Origin of the sequence: Helicobacter burdigaliensis, assembly GCF_003670295.1 — a bacterium.
Lineage (GTDB): Bacteria > Campylobacterota > Campylobacteria > Campylobacterales > Helicobacteraceae > Helicobacter_D > Helicobacter_D burdigaliensis.
In genome coordinates, this window is sequence record NZ_QXJG01000023.1 from 1 (window position 1) to 17,254 (window position 17,254).

A 17,254-nucleotide genomic window follows, 5' to 3' on the forward strand; every position below is an offset into this window, starting at 1 on the left:
GTTACAGCTTTTAAGTCTTGTTCTAATCCTAACTTAGTCTTTTCAATATTAGCATTGATAGCTTGAGCCATAATACCTAACTCATCATTAGAACTTGTATCTTTGCTTAGAGATACATTTTTGGTTTCATGATTTATAAATCTAAAAAACTCAACAAGATTTACTTGTAATTTTTGAATTCTTGAGCTAATTGAAGATTTAACAAATAAAGAAACAATAAGCACAATAGCAACAACAACAATCAATGAAACTATAATGATAGAAGTAACCAATGCGACTACTGGGGTGTTAATTGAACTTTTAGGTGCCATAGTAACTATACTCCAATAGTTATCTGAATTCTCCCATAATGGAAAATTTACAACAAAGGCTCTATTTTCTACACCTGTGCTAGCAGGAGTAAAGTCAAATAAACCATCCTTATGTGTTTTTTGCATATCAAGCAATACATCTGCACTTGGATCTGAATTAACCTCTTTCATTCCTTTGCCAATAAATTCAAGTGCCGGACTAACTGCTATTAAGCCATTTTCGCCTAGAAGCAATCTTTGATCGCCTTCAAATACGCTTCTACCAGGATCTGTTAATTCTCCCCTAAGTGCCTCTAGGCTACCAAGTGCACCAATAACACCAATTAATTTGCCATTTTTAGTCATTGGAATAACAACATTATAAGCTAGTATTTCTTGATTATTAATGCTGAAATTTTGCGGTCTTCCAACACCTTCTTCTTGCTTTGAAATGGCTGCTGCAACGCTTCTTTGATTGATTATTCTATCTTCTGCTTGCATGATTTCAACTCCGCCCTTTTGGGCTAAGTTTGTATCGCTAAAGAGCATTAGAAATTTACCACTTTCTGTAAGATAAACTGGTTTAACACTTTGCAATAAGGATTTATCAATAATATGGACATATAAGTAAGCTATCCATGGGTTTGAATCCATAGTAGCTGTTAGAACATTCTCAAGTCTTGCTACATCTCCACCACCCACTATAATGTCATCTACAACACTCTCTGCTGCAAACAATGTAGAATAAACACTCGCTGTCGCACCCCTTACGATATTTGAATATCTATATGCACTAGTAGAGAGCAATTTATCTGCTTCTTTAACGAGTGTCTTAGAGGATTGATATGCAATTACACTAGCAAGTATAGATATTCCAACTAGAACAACTAATACTACAACCGATACTATCTTTGTGCCTATCTTTAAATTGGAAAACAAATTATCTCCTTTATAATATTAAATGTGCTAACATAGAAATTTATAATTAAAAAACTCTTAATTATATAAAAAAATAATTTAATTATTATTTAATTTATAACATTTATAAAGTAGCATATATCCTCGATAAATATTTACATAAGATAAGTTTATGTTTCAAATAAAAAACCAAAAATTAATAATATTTTATTTACTTTAAAATAGTTTTTGAAAGAAACTTGCTTATAGAAGCAAAATTGCATCGCTACTTCTTTATCTTCTATTTTTTGTTTATAGCATAGATATATAAGGTTTGCTCGTGCATCTTAGTTGTTTAGCAGAAGTATAAAATGCACCCAATTTTTTTGTAGCATAGTATGTGTTTCCATATGTAATAATAGCTATACACACTAAAGCAAATATGCAACTTTTATCCTCAAATGTAGAACCTAAATAGCTCAAGCTCAAAATTCCTAGCACTACTTATGCCATTATTTGGCTTACTTGCTAAAAGATTATAGAATCTTTTTATATTTTTTAGCTATCTTTTCGCTTTCATCAATGCTACCACCACTAGCTAAGATTGACTAAAAGTTGCTTTGATGTAGCACTGATTATATGGTTTAGATACATTTAGATGGCTAAATGCAACCATTGCAAATACTTCATCACCCTAGCTTCTCTTTTAATAACTCATTTACTCTTGCTGGATTTGCACCTTTGCTATTTTTCATCACTTGCCCCACAAAGAATCCAAAAAGCTTGTCTTTTCCACTTTTATACTCTGCTACCTTGTCTTCATTTGCATTTAGCACAGTTTCTATCACGCTTAAAATCACTCCATCATCATTCACTTGTGCTAAGCCCATAGAATCTATTAGACTATCTACATCGCCACCTTTTTTCTCAACCAAAACATCAAGGATTTCTTTGGCACTTTTACCACTGATTTTTCCTTCATCTATGCGTTTTACCAAAGTTGCTAGAGTGCTAGAATCTATCCCACAAGTTTGCAGGGTATTCTCTCCCTTTAGCCTTCCTAAAAGCTCTGTTGTTAGCCAAGTTACAGCCCCTTTAGCACTTGCTCCTTTTTCTAGCATATCTTCAAAATAAAGTGCTATTTCAAGCTCACTTGTAAGCACGATTGCATCACTTTCTTTTATACCAAAATCTTTTACATATCTTGCTCTTTTTTCATCTGGCATTTCTGGAATCTTTTTGCCCTCATTCATCAGATCTTCATCAATAAACACAGGCAATAAATCAGGATCTGGAAAATAGCGATAATCCGCTGCTTCTTCTTTGCCTCTCATAGATCTTGTAGTGCCTTTGTTTGTATCAAAAAGCCTTGTCTCTTGCACAACTTCATTTTCATATTTACCATCTTCCCAAGCTTCAATCTGTCGCTCTACTTCGTACTCTATGGCTTTTTGAATAAATTTAAAGGAATTTAGATTCTTAATCTCCACTCTAGTATAAAGCTTAGAATCTCCTTTTGGGCGGATAGATACATTCGCATCACATCTAAAGCTACCTTCTTGCATATTTGCATCACTAATGCCTAAGAATCTAACAATAGAATGGAGCTTCTTAAGATAAGCAATGGCCTCATCACTACTTCGCATATCAGGCTCACTTACAATCTCCAAAAGTGGAGTGCAAGCACGATTTAGATCCACTTTAGAATAGCTATCTTCATGGATATTCTTCCCTGCGTCTTCTTCCATATGAGCTCTAGTTACACCGATTATTTTTTTCTCTCCATTTACTTCTATTTCTATCTCACCTCTGCCAACTATTGGAATCTCAAATTGACTAATTTGGTAGGCTTTGGGTAAATCAGGATAAAAATAGTTTTTTCTAGCAAAGATAGAATTTTGATTGATTTTTGCATTGATTGCAGTTCCAAAAGAAATAGCCTTTTTTACTACTTCTTTATTAAGCACTGGCAGGGCTCCGGGTAAGCCTAAACATGTAGGACATACATTTTTATTAGGCTCTTCTCCAAAGCTAGTCGCACAAGAGCAGAAAATTTTGGTTTTGGTATTTAGTTGGACATGCACTTCAAGTCCGATAATCGTTTCGTAAGCTGACATAATTTTACCTTAAATTGCAAATAGAATAATTTTAGTAATTTTATCAAAACTTCTCTTAAGTTCTATTGCAAAGCTATATAAAAAAGTTAATGAATATTTTAGTTATATTTAAATATTTTTATGAAATAATTTAAATTTATTTTAATTTAAGGAGAAAAAATGCAGGGGATAATCTTAGGCAAAAATATTATTTTAGGTGATGATGGCAAAAGGTATAGATTTGACAATCAAGAAATTGAAAATGGTGAAAATCTCACAGAATTAGAGGGCTTAAAAGTAGATTTTGAAAGCCAAAAAGATGGAGAAGCAACCTCAGTCTTTATTTTAGACAACCTAAAAAAGCAAACAAGCCAACCCCAAACAACAAATATTCAAGAGCATACAAGCACCCAAAATAGCGAATGTATAGAATTAGATCCGGGTTTTCCAAGCAAATTTAAAGTATTCCGCGGAATTGGTAAAAGATTCTAGAAAAAGCTCTCTTACAGAAATAAAAGGACGCTTTCATAAAGGCTCTGGAAACATAAATACATTAACTACACACGAATCTTTAGTGATTATAGGAGATAGAGCTTTTAGGCAAATTGGTTTTAATCAATTCCGCCCCATTCCATTTGAAGTAGGCGATGAAGTAGCGATTATTACTAAAAAATTATTGTTTGGTGATACTTATACAATTTGCTATGCAAAAAACTTTACAACTAAACAAATTGAAGCTCAACTTTTCACTACACCACTTTTCACTATAATTATTGCGACATTTTTATTTCTAATCAGCCTAATAGCTGGATTTTCCTTTTTTATCACAGCCATAATTATCACAGCAGTTGTATATTTTATAGAATCATCTTTTAAAAAACAAAGAAAACAACTTGCAAAATTTGTTAAAGATTTACCACAAAATCCATAAAGCCTAAATATTTAGGGTTAAATTAAAAAGTAGAATATTTTTAACTTTTAAGCCAAATGGCTTAAAAGATTTGCTATAAATTTTACCTAAAATGTTTTTAATAGCCCTCTTTGAAAAAGAATAAACACAAAACACTTTAAATGCTTTTAAAGAATCCTAAATTCTTATTAAAGATTTTATGAAACCCTTTAAGAAACCAAAATCAAAATAATTTATAAGTTTTCTTGAAGAGATTCTGCTTGAAAGTATGCTACTATGGGATCAACCACACAATCCAAATTCCCACTTAGCATAATCTCCTCTAAACTATAAAGCGTTAAGCCTACTCTATGATCTGTAAGACGATTTTGAGGATAATTATAAGTCCTAATCCGCTCACTTCTATCCCCACTACCTACTTGATTTTTTCTTGCTTCTGCATTTTGACTTTGCTGTGCTTCAAGCTCTGCTTCATAGATTCTAGCTTTTAAGATTTTCAAGGCCTTGTCTTTATTTTTATGTTGGGATTTTTCATCTTGCATAGACACACTAATTCCAGTAGGAATGTGCGTAATCCTAACTGCCGAATCTGTGGTATTTACACACTGCCCCCCATGTCCTCCTGCTCTAAAAACTTCTATTCTTAAATCATTAGGGTTAATCACAACTTCCACATCATCTACTTCGGGCATAATCGCCACAGTGATTGCTGATGTGTGGATACGCCCTTGTGATTCTGTTTCTGGAACTCTTTGCACTCTATGTGTGCCACCCTCATATTTTAAGCGTGAATAAGCACCTTTTCCTTTTACTAATGCAATGACTTCTTTATATCCACCTACATTGTTTTCACTTGAGCTGATGATTTCAACCTTCCAACCTTTAAGTTCTGCATAACGAACATAAGCACGGAATAAATCCCCTACAAATATTCCTGCTTCATCACCCCCTGTCCCTGCACGAAGCTCTAAATAGATATTTTTATCATCATTAGGATCTTTAGGAAGCAGTAAAATCTTAATCCCTCCTTCTAAAACTTCGTTTCTCACCTCTAGAGTTTTAATCTCTTCTTTTGCTAAATCACCTAGCTCCTTATCATCAAGCAAAGCCTTGTTGTCTTCAATAGACTGCAGATTTTTGAGATATTCTTTAGCTTTTTCTACGAGTTCTTCTAAGTTGCTTTGCTCTTTGCTTAATTCTGTCATCTTCTTGACATCATTTAGCACATCTTGAGAAATTAAAGCTTTACTTATTTCCTCATAACGATCAATAAAAGGTTGAAGTTTGCTAGCAAGCATAGGGAGAAATCCGCCTTATGCGTTTGCAAGTTTTTTAACAGAAGCGTTAAGTCGGCTAACTTTTCTAGCAGCTGTATTTTTTGTCAAAATACCTTTGCTTACATAACTATGGAAAGTTTTATTTACTTGTTTAATAATCTCTTGTGCCTTTGCCACATCCTTAGCTGCAACTGCTTCATGAAGACTTCTTGTGATGTTTTTAATCCTAGTCTTATAGTAGCGGTTTCTTTCTGTGCGTGTTTTTGTTTGTCTAATACGCTTTTGCGCCGATTTATGATTTGCCATAGAGCGTTAATCCTTTTATAAAAAAATTTAAGCTAAAATTCTATTTCAACTTTTATTAAAAGCAAATAAAAAGTAAATAAAACATTGCAAGGATTTTAAAATGAAGCTTTTTGGAACAGATGGAGTAAGAGGCGAAGCAGGCGTAAAACTCAATGCACTTTGTGCTTTAAAACTTGGAATCTCTTCAGGAATTTATTACAAAGAACATTCTAAAACCAAAAAGATTCTAGTGGGTAAAGATACAAGGCGTAGCGGATATATGCTAGAAAATGCCCTTGTGAGCGGACTTACAGCAGTAGGATATGAAGTAATACAAATTGGTCCTATGCCTACACCTGCTATTGCTTATTTAACAGAGGATATGCGATGTGATGGGGGGATTATGGTAAGTGCTAGTCACAATCCTTTTGAAGATAATGGAATTAAATTCTTTGGTAGAAGCGGATATAAACTTGATGAAAAAGATGAAGAGAGGATTGAAAAAATCTATTTTGATGAAAAGCTAATAGAGCAATCTCAAAAGGTAGGCAAAGAAATCGGCTCTAGCAAAAGAATTGATGATGTGGTGGGACGCTATATCGTGCATATTAAAAACTCCTTCCCTAAAGAGCTTTCCTTGCATGGCATTAGAATCGTGGTGGATTGTGCAAATGGTGCTGCTTATAAAGTAGCACCTACGATTTTTAGCGAGCTTGGGGCGGAAGTTTTTGTGATTAATGATGAGCCTAATGGATTTAACATTAATGAGGGTTGTGGCGCTACAAACCCCACAATGCTTCAAGAAGAAGTAAGACGCGTTAGGGCTGATATTGGCTTTGCACTTGATGGAGATGCTGATAGGCTTGTGGTTGTAGATGAAAAGGGTGAAGTGGTTAATGGAGATAAGCTTATAGGGGTTTTAGCCCTTAGTGCAAAACTAAAAGGCACACTTAAAAACAATGGCGTTGTGGCTACGCTTATGAGTAATCTTGCACTAGAAGAGTTCCTAACAAAGCATGGTATTAAGCTTGTGCGTTCTCAAGTGGGTGATAAATATGTGCTAGAAAAAATGCTAGAAAATGATTTTAATTTTGGTGGAGAACAAAGCGGACACATCATTTTTAGCGATTTTGCAAAAACAGGAGATGGCTTAGTGAGTGCTTTACAAACTATTGCCTATGTGCTAAAAACAGAGCAAAAGGCTTCTGTGGCGCTTAATTGTTTTGAGCTTTATCCTCAAATTTTAAAAAATATCCCTATTAGCTCTAAACCACCTCTTGAAACCCTAAAAGGTTATGAAGAACTACTAGCTTCTATTAAAGCCAATAAAATGCGTCCTCTTATCCGTTATAGTGGCACAGAAAATAAACTAAGAATCTTACTAGAGGGCAAAGATAAAAAACTTTTAGAAAAAACTATGCAAGAATGCCAAGATTTCTTTGCAAAAGCAATTCATTAAGGACTAGCATTGTGGATTAAATTCTTTTTTGCATTTTTAGTAGTTTTTTTATGCGATCAAGCCATTAAATGGTTTTTTGTCCTAAGTGAGTTTGGCTATGAAGGGAGTGTTATCTCTTTAGTTTTAGTTTATAACAAAGGGGTGGCATTTTCTATGTTTGCCTTTTTGCAAGAGTGGCTCAAATATTTACAGATTCTACTTTTAGCAGGAATTTTCCTCTATCTTTTAAAACATAAAGAAATCTTAAAAACTTATTTATTGCCTATTGGCATTATCTTTGGTGCGGGTATTTCTAATATATTAGATCGCTTCATTCACATAGGTGTGGTGGATTATATTTACTGGCATTATGGATTTAATTTTGCTGTGTTTAATTTTGCAGATGTGATGATAAATTTGGGCGTAGCGTGGATTATTTTAAAAAGTCTTAAGAAAAAATAAAAGCAAATCTTGCTACAATCACGCCCTAAGTGGTTCTGTAGCTCAGTGGTAGAGCACTACCTTGACATGGTAGTGGTCGTTGGTTCAAGTCCAATCAGAGCCACCATTATTTATTCCATTGATTTTCTCTTGTTTTTAAAAATATCTCTTTAATTACCATAAATAAGTCATTTTAATGATTTTTGATTTCAATTAATTTCTTTTGTGTTATAATTATTTCTGATTAATTAAGGTTATTATTAAGGTTCTTAAAACCCATTAGGGTTCTTTAAAGGAAAATGATGGCAAATATAGCAAAACAAAGCTTACAAGATAAAGATATTAGAAATTTAAAGCCTAGCGATAAGCGATACAAAAGAGCCGTAGGCAATCCAAAAGAGCTTTATATTTTTATATATCCAAGTGGTATAAAAACTTTTAGTATCAAAATTAATGACAGATACATAAAGTTAAAAGAATTTAGAGAAAGCATTTATAGTGTGGCAGAAGCAAGAAAAGAAGCTATTAGCTTCCTAAAAGCATTGCAAGACGGCAAAGATATACAAATGCTAAAAAATGGGGATGCAAAGTATAAATTTAAAAATCTTTTTGCTATTTACATAGAGCAAAAACGCAAAAAATACCTAAGCGAAAGCTATATTAAAAAAATTATTCAAATGAGTGAAAAATATCTTTTGCCTAGTTTGGGTGATTTAGATGTAAAAAACATAAAATACACTGATTTACTTGTTATATTTAATGCTATCTATAATCCAAATAATCCATATACAAGCCGATTAGAAACAATACATCGCTTGATTAATCATTTACAAGGTGTTTTTAAAATAGCTTTAAAAGATAGATATTTAGACTTTGATCCGAGCAGTAATTTAAAAGATGAATTTATTTCTCCAAAGAGATTTCAAAATAGGCATAATATTGATACTAGATATCCAGCACTTACTCACACTGAAGATTTGTCAGATTTTATTCAAGATTTAAAAAATGACAACAGAATAGAAAAACAAACTAAAAGAGCCTTGTATTTACAAATTCTTAGCATTAATCGCCCTTTTAATACTGCTAGTGCAAAATGGGAACATATAGATTTTGAAAAACAAATTTGGACTATACCAGCAAACGAAATGAAAACAAAAATGGCACACAAAATTCCGCTTACAAATTTAATGATAAAAATCTTAAAAGAACAATATTTATTCAGCGGAAAGATTAGTGATTTTGTTTTTCCAGCTAGAACCATACAAGGACATATTAATAGGGATAGCATAGGAAAAGCAATTAAAAACTTAGGAGGTAAAAATAAATGGCACAAAAAAGCAAGTTCTCACGGATTTAGAGCAACTTTTAGAACCATTTGTTCTCAACACAAAGCAGAACTATTAAAACTAAATATAAGCGAAGAAGTGATAGAAAGCATTTTAGCACACAAGGAACTTAATGAAATAAAATTTTCTTATGAGAGAGAAAAAGCCACAATAGCACAAAAGCGAGAGTTGTTGCAATGGTATGAAAATTATCTCAATAGTTTAGAGCATTTAGGGTTATAAAACTCTTTTTACTCCTTATTTTTGTTGCTAAATTCTTCTAATTTTGCTTTAAAATCATTTGCGGATTTGTTTTGTTGTGGTATAATATTTTCAACAGAGTTGTGAAAATTGGAGTCGTTAATCTGTCGGTGAGGATGACTCCGCTCACCCCTCTCTGTTTTGCTATGAGCAGTTAATAATCTATGTCCTCTTCCAAAATCTAAATTTTGTTATACATTATCATTATATGAAGAAAATTTGAAATCTATCTTTTAAAGAGCCAAGATAGACTTCATCATCGCTTATAAAATCTAGTTTTTGTCCAGACTTGAGATTTCCTCTTTCATATTCTCCATTTCCTGTTGTAACTTCCAATACTGATCGTTGATTGTAACTTCTTGCATCTGTTGTTTGTCTTTCATCATCATTTCTTGAAATAAAGGAGAATAAATTTGGGGTTCTATCGCTATGTATTGAATGAGATTTATTTGTTCTTCTGCTAGTATCTCCATATCTGTTAGCCCCTGTTCTCTCTTCTTGTTTGCTTCTTCGCTCTCCAAGATTGCTAATTCCATTTGTGTCTGTGGCAATGCTAGTGTCATTAATCCGACATTCCTAGATTCTTGATTGTGTTCGGATAAAACTCTGCCCATCTCTCTAGTATTATCAAGCTGTATTGTGGAATTTTCTTGTCTATCCACGCTTGATGTATTTGATGAAATGCCAGTTCGTTCAATACTGCCTGTAACTTCTCTATGTTTGGATAATTCTCTATTCTGTTGCTCATTTTCTTCTCCTTGTGAAAATTCTAATTCTATGAAGTCAAATAGACATACTCTCTTGCTTCTACTTTTTTATACAGCATTAATATCTCTTTTTGGTTTCTTTTTACTCTCTTTTTAATTTTGTTAAAAAGAGAGTAAATCCCTATTTTATAGCATTTACAATCCCAAAAAATCTTACTTTTTATTTTTGCGTGTCAAAAACTTTTATAAAATCAGAAATCTTTTTAAAATTATCAAATTTTTCAGGATGTTTTTTATAAAGCTCTTTTAAATTTTTTACTAATTCTTCATCTTGCAAGAGTTTTTCTAATTTGCTATAAAGTTTAAGAATTTCTAATCCCTTATCCATTTAAACCCCTTATATTGTTGGACTAAAATCAGATTTCAAAATAATACTTACCTTTTATGTTAGCTACAATCTTTACTTTCTTTTTAAATTCATCACTTGTAAGTTTTATTTCTTCTCCACCAATGCTTTTAAGTCTTATTATGCCAAACTCATCAAAATATTGAACGACAAGAATGGTATTTTTGTATTCAATAATTATTTTATCTCCATTTTCTGCATATTTATTATTTAAAACAACTAAAATTTCACTATTTTTAGCATAAGGCTCTAATTCGTTATGTTTTACTTTAATAAAACATAAATCAAAACCACCTACATCACCAAACAAGTGATTTAAAACCCACGATTTAACATTAAAAGGCTCCAAACATTTTCCATCTATATAATTTTTAACACCTTCATAAATGGTGCAAATACTTTCTTCTATTTCTTTAAATGCAATTTTACTTGGATTTATATTATATTTTTCAAAGGCTTCTGCAAGTGTCATATCTGTATCAAAATAATCAAATCCTATACCAGTAGCTTGTAAAATTTTCCATTTCGCACCTTGCGTAATTGGATTTACATTATTTTCATAGGAATTAATACTACCTTTTGTAATGCCAACTTTTTCACCAAACTCTCTCTGACTAATGCCATAAGCATTGCGTAAATCTTTTAATTTCTTGCCTATCATATTCTTCATAGAAAATATTATACTATAAAATAATTTTAAAGAAAATAAAAAAAATTAATGAAAATTATTGACAATTTTATGAAAATAAAATATTATTTTATAAAAATTAAAAGGATATTTAATGCAACAAATGGAACCAAAAAATAAAAATTTTTTAACACCAAAACAATTAGAAAATGAATTTGGTATCAGTATTAGCAAACAAAATAAAATGCGTATGCAAAAAAATCAAAATAACGCAAATTCTCTACCTTTTATAAAAATAGGAAAAACTATTTTATACAAAAGAAGCGAGATTGAAATATGGCTAGATAAAAATATGATTAAAGGCGCCTTATGAATAATGGGAACGATAAGTTACTGCTTGAAATTATACAAAAGAAACAATTTAAACAAGCAAATATTAAAGAATTAGAAAATTTAGAATTTGAATGGCTAATTGATGATTTTCTTGTTAAACAAACTTTAGTAATGATTTATGCTGGTGCAGGAAGTGGAAAAAGTTATTTTATGCTTTACCTAAGCAAATATTTACTAGATTCTAATAAGATAAATCGCGTAGTGTATTTTGATGCTGACAATGGCATAAAAACCCTAAAAGAACGCAAGGGCAATGAATTCTTAAAAACTCCAAATTTTTATTACTATTTCTCAAATAATATTCAAAAATTTACGCTCTTTAAAGATATGCAAAAAGCAAAAGATCTAAATAATACTTTAATAGTAATTGATAGTATTAGAAACTTCATTCAGGATGATTTTAATAAAGATTTTACAATGATTAAAATTTTTGATGAATTGCAAAGAGCTAGAGATAATGGTGCTACAATCATTTTTCTACACCATCAACCTAAACAAAATCAAGATGAAAACAATAAAGCCTACAAAGGAGCAACAACTTTTTTGGATAGTGTAGATGAAGGCTATTTTTTACATAAAAAAGATACTAAGGAAAACGAAGAATTTGTTATTTTGCTAGAACCACAAAAAAAGAGATTTGCTACAAAATCGCAAGCCTTTAAAATCAATACTTTAAGTTTAAAATTTGATTTTGCTGATTATTTAGAATATGGAGAAAACAACAAAGCACAAATTACACTAAACCTTGTTAAAGAGATTTTAAACGAGCATAAAAATGGCATTTGCCAACAAGAGTTGGCAAGTAAAATTAAAAAGAAAATAGAACAAGATTATATTGAAATTGTAGGAAGAAATGCCTTGTGGAAACTGTTAGATAAATATGAAAATATTTATTGGAATATTTTTTACGAAGCACAAGAAAAAGGCGGAAAGAAAAAAATTTTCAAAATCATTTAAGGAAATCTAAATGACAAATAAAAGTTTTTTGATTAAAGTCAGTCAAGAAGATAAAATAATGCTTGAGAGAATAAAAAAAGCGACTAACATTCCATATAGCAAAATTTTAAGATATTTGTTAATTTTACACTTTGAAGATGAAAAGACAAGCAATTCCCTTGTAATACAAAAATATAAATTTTATTCAAATGAAAAACATACTATAAGCATTAAATTAACGCAAGAAGAATACGAGAGCTTAAAAACTCTTTGTAAAGAAAATGGCTTTAAGAGTGTTACAAAACAAGCAAAATACTTACTTTTAAACTCCATACATAAAGAAAAATTTTTTAAAAATAACGAAATAGAGCATTTTGTAAAAATAAGGTCAGAAATGGCAAAGGATTATTCAAATCTATATCAACTTTTAAAAGCTCTTAGGGGTAAAAATTTAATAAAAATAAATGATGAAGCTTTAATCAATATGATTAAGAATATAAATACAAATACTCAAATTATTTTAGAAAGCTTTGGAAAAATAGTAGAAAAAAACAAAGAAAGGATTTAAGAAATGGGTAAATTCAAAAAAGAAAGAAAAAAGGTAAAAAATTTAAATAAAAAGTTAGAAAACATCATTTATAAAATCCAAAATGATGAAAATATTAATGAAATAGATTTAAACAAGCAATTAGAAAATCTTTTTAAAAATATTGATAACTCTTTAGATAATATGAAAAAAATTTTGGATAAAAATACAAATGATTAGCTTAATTTCATTAAGTATAAATTTTTGTTAGCAACATCTTCCATTCTTTCAACAATACTTATAGCTTACAATCTAATTGCTTATTATTTTTGAAAAAATCTTTTGATTTTTTCTCTTTGGAGTTTCTAAAAAATGTAATTTTTTATAATGAGCCTCGCAGAGTTTATCGGCTCTTATGTTTAAAAAGTATACTTTTTAATAAGTAAAAGCCTATCCTGTATTCATTGATAAATTCAAACACCAAATTTTTAATTTTTGCAAATTCAATTCTATCTATCACTTAAATTATATTAGAAAAATGGGTTTTATTTTTTATAATGAGATTAATATTGTATGAAAGTTTTTTTACTAGAATTTATTAAATTTTTTGATGAAAGGATAAAAATGGCATACCCACTTTTAGGCACAAAAATAGTTTTAGATGAAGAAAAGATTTTAAAAGAAGGCAAATATAATTTAGAAGATATGTATAAAATGATAGATGAATATGCTAAAGAATCAGGAATGATAAAAATTAACAAAGAAATTTATCATTGTAGGGGGGATAAGTATGATTTGGGTTGTATGACTTTATTTATATATAAATATTTGATTGATTCTGAATGGTTTACAAAAAATGCAAAAGAATGGATTTGGATTAGTGAAAAAGAAGGAAATAGCGATTTGATTTCTGCAAGTAAAGCTGAAGGAGAAGGAATTTGGGAATAAATCGCAAAGCAATTAATTTTGATTTACACAAACAAATATTTTTAAAAAGAGTTTTTTATAATTCAACTAAATATTTGCAAAATAGAGGGCTTACTCTCTTTTTAATAAAATTAAAAAGAGAGTAAAAAGAAACCAAAAAGAGAAAAATTATAATTATTTTTTCAATATAAGACAATTGCATAACAAATTAATGTTTTTTTATTTTTATAAATAGGGTTCTTTTTGAGGTTCTTTGAAAAATATAAAAAGCTATAAATACCTAAAAATAAGTATTTATAGATATTGGTTAAAACTCAATCAGATCTAAAATTTCTAATCTTTCTTGCTTGGATAAATTTTATTTTTTGAAAATTTAACTTTTAATTGACAATTTTATTAATTATGGAATATTATAGCAATAGCAAGTAATTAGTTTATTATAAACGATTTACAATAAACTAATTTTAAAATTTTTAAAAACTTTTGCTATAATTTAGCATTTATTAAAAGGTAGATTTCTGGAAGCTTTAACCCCCACTTTACAAGACTTTCTTTTAAATGCTTCGCAAAATTATTATGATTATCTTTTAGAAAATAACTTAGGCTATGATGTTATTAAAATCCACTCCATTAATGAAGATATTTTTGGGATAGTTTTAGGACTAGAAAAAAGGATTTTTAGTCTTGAAGATTTAATTTTTAGCTTTAAAAATGAAGAATTTAGCCTTGAAGATTTAGGGATTGAGCCTCTATACTATGATGAAAACAAAAAGACACTAGCACTAGCAATCCCCTCTCCTTTAAAAGAAGAAATTTTACAAAATAAAAATGAATTAAAATTATATTCGGATTTAAAATTTCTAATCTTAAACCTTATCCACTTTTATTCTGCAAATCCTAACCTTTCTTTGCCTAGCAATCCCCCCACTCTTCTCAACAAAACAGAGCTAGAAAACCATTTGCAAACACTAAAAGATCTTCAAAATCCTCCTAATAGCGAACAACTTTTGGCTTATCAGCAAATTTTTACGCAAAAATTATGCTACATTTGGGGAGTAGCAGGGAGCGGAAAGACAAAAGTAGTCTTACTTCACGCACTTGCCACCTATCTTAAAAAAGGCAAAAGAGTAGCCCTTCTAGCACCTACAAATACCGCCTTAGAGCAGTCTTTAATCACTCTTTTAGAAAGTTTAAAAGAGCTAGGAATCTCCACGGATTGCATTTTAAGGCTTGGAATGCCAAGCCTTTATTTTTCACAAAACTACAAGCAAAATTGCGACCCCTTAATAGAAGATAGAAAAAATTACAAAAAATTATTAAAAGATTCTTTGCTTATAGCTGCAACTTTGGATACTTTTTTAAAAAGAGAAGAATTAATGGAGCTAGAGTTTTCGCATTTCTTTGTAGATGAGGCTGGATTTTCCCCTCTTATTAAAACACTTCCTTTATGTAGCTTTAATAAACCCATTACTCTTTTAGGAGATCATAAGCAATTAACTCCCATTCTCGCTCTTAAAAAACAAGATTTAACTAATCCAAAATGGCATTTATCTAAAATCTTTGGCTATTCTAGTCTTTTTTTGGAAGATTTTTTTAAGCTAAAAGATAAAATCCTTAATCTCTCTTATATCCACTACTCTCACTTTTCTATCCAAACTCACAAACTCATCTTTACTTATCGCTATGGGGACAATCTAGCTAGAATCTTGGATTTTTTTGTGTATAAAAATGGCTTAAGAGGGCTTCAAGAAAGCACACAGATTTTTCATATGCAAGCAAATTTTGCCAAAGATGAAAAACTCCCCAATGCAAACATTAATGAAGCAAATAGCATCTGCACTCTAGCACAAAATTTTATCCTTGCAAAAAAGGATTTTGCAATCCTCACTCCCTTTGTCAATCAAAGAAAACTTATTTTAAGCAAAATGCCAAGCCTAAGGGCATTAGAATGTGTCTTCACTATCCATTCTGCACAAGGGCAAGAGTTTGATAGCATTCTTTTAAGCCCTGTGATTTTAAATTATTACCTAAGCGATTCTAGGAATCCTCTAGCACTCTTTACTCTAAATGTAGCACTCTCTCGTGCTAGAAAAGAAATTATTTTAGCGTGTGATAAATTTTATTGGCAGAGTTTTCCTGCTCAATTTTTAAGCGCACTTTTAAAGATTGCAAAGCCTTATAAAATAAATTAATCTTGCTTTTGTTTTGCCATTTTTTGTAAAAATTCTTCTAAATTAAACTTTTTTCTTTGATTTTCTGTGAAAAGATGCACGATAATATCGCCCAAATCTGCCACAATCCAATCTGGATTCTCATCATCAATATTAAAAAAGCTAATCCCCTCTTTTTTAAGCTCCACTTTTAAAGTATCTAAAAGTGCCAAAGCGTGTTTATCCACAAGTGCTGTGGCAATCACGACATAATCCACAAAATAATCACTATTTCTTAAATCAAAAGTTTCTATATTTTCGCCCTTTTTATCCTCTAGTAAGCGACAAATTAATTCTATTGTTTGTTCTATTTGCAATTTATTTTTCCTTTATTAAATCTTGCAAAATCACTTTTGGAATATATCCTAAAAGCTCTTTTTGCTCTTTTTTTAAATCCTCTCTTAGCTGTGTGGAGCTTATTTGCACCTTTTGCATAGGCAAAACTCTAAAAGAAGCTGGTATCTTATAACCTTCTCGTTCTATTATAACAAATTCTACCTTTGTTTTTAATTTTTCATAAGAATGCCACTTAGGCAAAGATTGTATTTGATCGCTTCCTAAAAGCAAAAAGATTTGTTTTGGGTGGTATTTTTGGCTTAAAAATTCTATCGTTTCTATCGTGGGTGTAGGCTTGTTTTGTCTTATTTCATAATCTAAAATGCTAAGCTTATCCTCTTTTAATTCTTCTTGTAAACATCTAAGCCAAAAAAGTCTTTTTTGTGGGCTAAATAAAGAATTCTTTTTAAAAGGGCTTAAAAAAGTAGGCACGACAAATAATCTATCAATCTCTAAAGTTGCAAGTGCATTTTTAATAATCTCCAAATGCCCTAAGTGTGGTGGATCAAACGATCCCCCAAAAACTGCAATTTTCTCTATTTTAGTCATCGAGCGCCAAAGTTTTTGTAAGCTTTGAAAATTTTACACCCTTTAACCCGCCAATTTTTAGGCTTAGCTCCTCAATCTCTCTTGAATCACCCCTTAGCATAATGGTTTCAAGGCAATTATTGTCGTTAATATGTGTATGTGTGGTGCAAAGAATCTGGATACTTTTATGAGAAGCAGCATGCTGCAAATCTATCAATTTTTGGTTAAGTTCCTTGTGGTGATGATTATAAATAATCGTTAAAACACCTATACTTTCATCTTGAGTTATATCCCATTCTTTTTGTATAATCTTCTCACGTATTAAATCCCGTATCACTTCAGACCTAGAGGAATAGCCACGCGTTAGATTGCTATCTAATTCCTCTAAAAGATTCTTAGGTAAAGAAACGCAAAAACGGATAAGTTCTTTCATAATG

20 protein-coding genes, 1 tRNA gene and 1 pseudogene are annotated in these 17,254 nt (G+C 30.6%); 12 read left to right on the plus strand and 10 right to left on the minus strand.

Annotated elements, in window-relative coordinates; genetic code table 11:
- Both EBF09_RS07625 and gatB read right to left on the minus strand, forming a co-directional pair.
- Positions 1-1,229: hypothetical protein (locus EBF09_RS07625; protein ID WP_157978193.1), on the minus strand; the 1,229-nt coding region annotated here is incomplete at its 3' end.
- A gap of 647 nt (positions 1,230-1,876) precedes the next feature.
- The gene (gene gatB, locus EBF09_RS07635; protein ID WP_121764523.1) at positions 1,877-3,304 is read right to left on the minus strand and encodes an Asp-tRNA(Asn)/Glu-tRNA(Gln) amidotransferase subunit GatB; all 1,428 of its coding nucleotides are present in this window, start codon (positions 3,302-3,304) and stop codon (positions 1,877-1,879) included.
- Between the two features lie 159 nt (positions 3,305-3,463).
- Here gatB and EBF09_RS07640 point away from each other — a divergent pair, with 159 nt between their 5' ends.
- Together EBF09_RS07640 and EBF09_RS07645 are read left to right on the plus strand one after the other, a co-directional pair.
- On the plus strand, positions 3,464-3,775 hold the full coding sequence (locus EBF09_RS07640; protein ID WP_121764524.1) for a hypothetical protein: 312 nt from the start codon (positions 3,464-3,466) through the stop codon (positions 3,773-3,775).
- The gene (locus EBF09_RS07645) at positions 3,759-4,214 is read left to right on the plus strand and encodes a hypothetical protein (RefSeq protein ID WP_121764525.1); all 456 of its coding nucleotides are present in this window, start codon (positions 3,759-3,761) and stop codon (positions 4,212-4,214) included. The genes EBF09_RS07640 and EBF09_RS07645 overlap by 17 nt, the downstream gene beginning before the upstream one ends.
- 212 nt (positions 4,215-4,426) lie before the next feature.
- On the opposite strand, the gene prfA is transcribed toward EBF09_RS07645, so the two are convergent.
- Both prfA and rpsT read right to left on the minus strand, forming a co-directional pair.
- The gene (prfA, locus tag EBF09_RS07650) at positions 4,427-5,491 is read right to left on the minus strand and encodes a peptide chain release factor 1 (RefSeq protein ID WP_121764526.1); all 1,065 of its coding nucleotides are present in this window, start codon (positions 5,489-5,491) and stop codon (positions 4,427-4,429) included.
- A 15-nt stretch (positions 5,492-5,506) separates the two neighbouring features.
- Complete coding sequence (gene rpsT / locus EBF09_RS07655; RefSeq protein ID WP_121764527.1) at positions 5,507-5,776, minus strand: 30S ribosomal protein S20; 270 nt, start codon at positions 5,774-5,776, stop codon at positions 5,507-5,509.
- Positions 5,777-5,876: 100 nt separating this feature from the next.
- On the opposite strand from rpsT, the gene glmM reads away from it, so the two are divergent.
- The 4 genes from glmM (at position 5,877) to EBF09_RS07675 (ending at position 9,202) form a co-directional block, all read left to right on the plus strand.
- A complete protein-coding gene (glmM, locus tag EBF09_RS07660; RefSeq protein ID WP_121764528.1) occupies positions 5,877-7,214 on the plus strand; it encodes a phosphoglucosamine mutase in 1,338 nt (445 codons plus the stop codon).
- Between the two features lie 9 nt (positions 7,215-7,223).
- Positions 7,224-7,655, plus strand: coding sequence for a signal peptidase II (lspA, locus tag EBF09_RS07665; RefSeq protein WP_121764529.1), 432 nt, complete (start codon positions 7,224-7,226; stop codon positions 7,653-7,655).
- Positions 7,656-7,686: 31 nt separating this feature from the next.
- Positions 7,687-7,761, plus strand: a tRNA-Val gene (locus tag EBF09_RS07670).
- Between the two features lie 175 nt (positions 7,762-7,936).
- Complete coding sequence (locus EBF09_RS07675) at positions 7,937-9,202, plus strand: tyrosine-type recombinase/integrase (RefSeq protein WP_070313880.1); 1,266 nt, start codon at positions 7,937-7,939, stop codon at positions 9,200-9,202.
- A gap of 237 nt (positions 9,203-9,439) precedes the next feature.
- Here EBF09_RS07675 and EBF09_RS09245 read toward each other — a convergent pair.
- The 3 genes and pseudogenes from EBF09_RS09245 to EBF09_RS07685 form a co-directional block, all read right to left on the minus strand.
- A pseudogene (locus tag EBF09_RS09245) lies at positions 9,440-9,834 on the minus strand (hypothetical protein); the annotation flags it as partial.
- Between the two features lie 313 nt (positions 9,835-10,147).
- Complete coding sequence (locus EBF09_RS09130) at positions 10,148-10,315, minus strand: hypothetical protein (RefSeq protein ID WP_157978194.1); 168 nt, start codon at positions 10,313-10,315, stop codon at positions 10,148-10,150.
- A gap of 28 nt (positions 10,316-10,343) precedes the next feature.
- Positions 10,344-11,003, minus strand: coding sequence for a helix-turn-helix domain-containing protein (locus tag EBF09_RS07685; protein ID WP_121764530.1), 660 nt, complete (start codon positions 11,001-11,003; stop codon positions 10,344-10,346).
- 112 nt (positions 11,004-11,115) lie between these two features.
- On the opposite strand from EBF09_RS07685, the gene EBF09_RS07690 reads away from it, so the two are divergent.
- From EBF09_RS07690 to EBF09_RS07715, 6 genes are all read left to right on the plus strand, one after another.
- Positions 11,116-11,334 (plus strand): helix-turn-helix domain-containing protein, encoded by a 219-nt coding sequence (locus EBF09_RS07690; protein WP_121764531.1) that lies wholly within the window; start codon positions 11,116-11,118, stop codon positions 11,332-11,334.
- Positions 11,331-12,311 (plus strand): AAA family ATPase, encoded by a 981-nt coding sequence (locus tag EBF09_RS07695; RefSeq protein WP_075452213.1) that lies wholly within the window; start codon positions 11,331-11,333, stop codon positions 12,309-12,311. The genes EBF09_RS07690 and EBF09_RS07695 overlap by 4 nt, the downstream gene beginning before the upstream one ends.
- Positions 12,312-12,321: 10 nt before the next feature.
- Positions 12,322-12,858 carry a hypothetical protein gene (locus tag EBF09_RS07700; protein WP_121764532.1) on the plus strand — a complete coding sequence of 179 codons (537 nt, stop codon included), beginning with the start codon at positions 12,322-12,324 and terminating at the stop codon, positions 12,856-12,858.
- Between the two features lie 3 nt (positions 12,859-12,861).
- Positions 12,862-13,056 carry a hypothetical protein gene (locus tag EBF09_RS07705; protein WP_121764533.1) on the plus strand — a complete coding sequence of 65 codons (195 nt, stop codon included), beginning with the start codon at positions 12,862-12,864 and terminating at the stop codon, positions 13,054-13,056.
- Between the two features lie 384 nt (positions 13,057-13,440).
- Positions 13,441-13,764 (plus strand): hypothetical protein, encoded by a 324-nt coding sequence (locus tag EBF09_RS07710; protein ID WP_121764534.1) that lies wholly within the window; start codon positions 13,441-13,443, stop codon positions 13,762-13,764.
- 887 nt (positions 13,765-14,651) lie between these two features.
- Positions 14,652-15,935 carry an AAA domain-containing protein gene (locus tag EBF09_RS07715; protein WP_232817697.1) on the plus strand — a complete coding sequence of 428 codons (1,284 nt, stop codon included), beginning with the start codon at positions 14,652-14,654 and terminating at the stop codon, positions 15,933-15,935.
- Here the strand turns inward: EBF09_RS07715 and rsfS are convergent.
- The 3 genes from rsfS to nikR are packed head-to-tail and all read right to left on the minus strand — an operon-like array spanning position 15,932 to position 17,250.
- Positions 15,932-16,270 carry a ribosome silencing factor gene (gene rsfS, locus EBF09_RS07720; RefSeq protein ID WP_121764536.1) on the minus strand — a complete coding sequence of 113 codons (339 nt, stop codon included), beginning with the start codon at positions 16,268-16,270 and terminating at the stop codon, positions 15,932-15,934. The two genes, EBF09_RS07715 and rsfS, sit on opposite strands and share 4 nt — an antisense overlap.
- A 1-nt stretch (position 16,271) precedes the next feature.
- Complete coding sequence (gene nadD / locus EBF09_RS07725) at positions 16,272-16,838, minus strand: nicotinate (nicotinamide) nucleotide adenylyltransferase (protein WP_232817698.1); 567 nt, start codon at positions 16,836-16,838, stop codon at positions 16,272-16,274.
- A complete protein-coding gene (nikR, locus tag EBF09_RS07730) occupies positions 16,831-17,250 on the minus strand; it encodes a nickel-responsive transcriptional regulator NikR (protein ID WP_121764537.1) in 420 nt (139 codons plus the stop codon). The genes nadD and nikR overlap by 8 nt, the downstream gene beginning before the upstream one ends.
- Between the last annotated feature and the right edge of the window lie 4 nt (positions 17,251-17,254).